Raw genomic sequence first — 2,112 nt, 5'->3', positions numbered from 1 at the left:
AGCATCTACAACAACAGGAAATCAAGCTGAAAGCAACAAGAAAGAAGAAACTGCAAGTCAAGATAAGAAAGCTCTACCAAACACAGGTTCTGCGGTATCTGGTCTTCTTTCAATCATCGGTCTTGCCTTCGCAAGCCTAGCAGCTTTTGTCCTTCGTAAGAAAGACTAAGCCATCTTAACGTTCAAAAGTTTTTTGTGAGACAGATATCAAAAAGAACTCGAGATTGATTCTCGGGTTCTTTTTATAAAATATAAAATAAACGGAGACCTTTTAAATCAAAAGAGAGAAACTCCAATTCTGTTTTTGAAATTATAAATAAACATTAATTTATTTGTATGTTTTATAGAGGGAGTTCTAGTATAAATACTACATAATGAAGATAGATTCAATGACTCAAAATAGACTTTACCTCTTGTCAACTTTGTAAAAAGAACACATTTTATAATATATATATAGATGTTTTAAGTATATATGGACAGAATGAATAATAATTTGGAAATACAAAAAATTAAATATTTTTTTATATCTGCTTTCAATTTCCCTTTTTTTGTGTTAAAATTGAGATGAATATTTCTTTTGAAATGATCAAATAATCATTTTTAGTTTTGGAGGTACATCATGAAATGGAAATATCGCATGAGAATGCCTTTTTCTACTATTTTCAGTAGAAAAAAACAGGCTTTTCTCGGACTAGTCGTTTTACTTTTTTCTATTTTTCTTCTTCCGCTTCAATCTTATGCGGCTTTAGAAGAAATAAAAAATGGAACGGATATCTCAACCTTGGATATTCGTAAGTTTAATTTGAACATCAACAATTTTAGTGTTTTATCTAAATCACAGGCTGTTGATCAGTTTCATTTATCGAATCCCCACTATGAATATCTCTGGGGTACTGCCTATCCAGGCGAGATGGAGAACTTTACTCTTAAAGTAGATAAAAGTAAAAAGCAGGATCAAGTTTTTGAAAATCCTCTTTCTCTAAAATTCACAAATATTGGGACAGTTAATGGTAAGCAAGTAGATGCTTACTTAAAATTCAATAAGGTAACTCTTCACTATCTAAACACTGCTCAAGCAGAGTCTGAAATGAATAGTACTCAAAAATCTACTGTTGAATTTTTCTCAATTTCTGAATTATGGGAAAGTAGTGCTTTTGAAATTGGTAATGTTCCTTACGTAGATGCGAATCATGATTACATCATGAATAAAGCATTTTGGATTGATGCTGATGTAACAGCCGAGTTGAGTTATGCAGATGGTTCAGAGACAGATTTGAAGTTGGTTATGAAACCAACGGATATCGATGCAATGGATGCAAACAACTTGAAGGAAACCTTCTATATTAAAGATTATCAAAATGATGTTAATCTTCGTCTGATGAACAATGCCAATGTTTTGAAACAGGAAGACCAAGGAGAACGAACTGCTTGGATTGCGACTCAGATTACAAGTGGTATCTATTCTGAGAACAATATCTCTGGTTTCGCCCTTCGATCGAATAGTAATAGGATGAATTTTGCTTATTCATCAACAGAGGTTGCTTCGGCCGTCTTTGGTCTCTATATTGAAAAAATTGATCCGAGCCCTGTTCTAGAAGTAGATCCTACAGAGATTCCAGCTAAAGAGGGGCAAAATATCACTTATAAAGCAAGGTTTAAAGTTCCGGTTCCTGGCAAAGATCTTTTGGCAGCGCCTTCATCTATCGAAATGGTTCAGAATTTTGATGAGCGCCTTGATTATCAAGGACTTAAAGTGGAATCAGGTGGAGTGACTCTACAGGAAGGGCGTGATTATACTATTGAAAAGAATGGTCAAACTGTTACTGTTAAAATGACACCTGAATACATAAAAGCAAATTCTTCTGCTGAAATTATTGTAACTTATAATACTACTACAAACAAAAAAGTAGAAGAAAAAGGTCCTGAAAAGATTGACAATACTGTAACATTGCATATTGATAATTTATCAGCTCCTTCTAATCAGGTAAGCACTGCCCTTCTTTATGAAAAACATCATGAGTTTGTGAGTGGGACTCCAGGTAAAGAGCTTCCACAAGAAGTGAAAGACTTGCTTCCTGCGACGGATAAGAACTTGGCTAATGGTAGTCAAGT

At 33.9% G+C, this 2,112-nt stretch carries 2 protein-coding genes; both read left to right on the top strand.

Annotated elements, in window-relative coordinates; genetic code table 11:
• The coding region (locus HMPREF8571_RS11545) for an LPXTG cell wall anchor domain-containing protein (RefSeq protein WP_141553725.1) at positions 1-169 on the top strand (169 nt) is incomplete at its 5' end.
• Between the two features lie 450 nt (positions 170-619).
• A partial coding sequence (locus tag HMPREF8571_RS10075) for an Sgo0707 family adhesin (RefSeq protein ID WP_000871442.1) occupies positions 620-2,112 on the top strand: 1,493 nt, incomplete at its 3' end.

The organism is Streptococcus mitis ATCC 6249, from assembly GCF_000146585.1.
GTDB classification, from domain to species: domain Bacteria; phylum Bacillota; class Bacilli; order Lactobacillales; family Streptococcaceae; genus Streptococcus; species Streptococcus mitis_AZ.
This window is presented reverse-complemented; position numbering and strand designations above follow the sequence as displayed.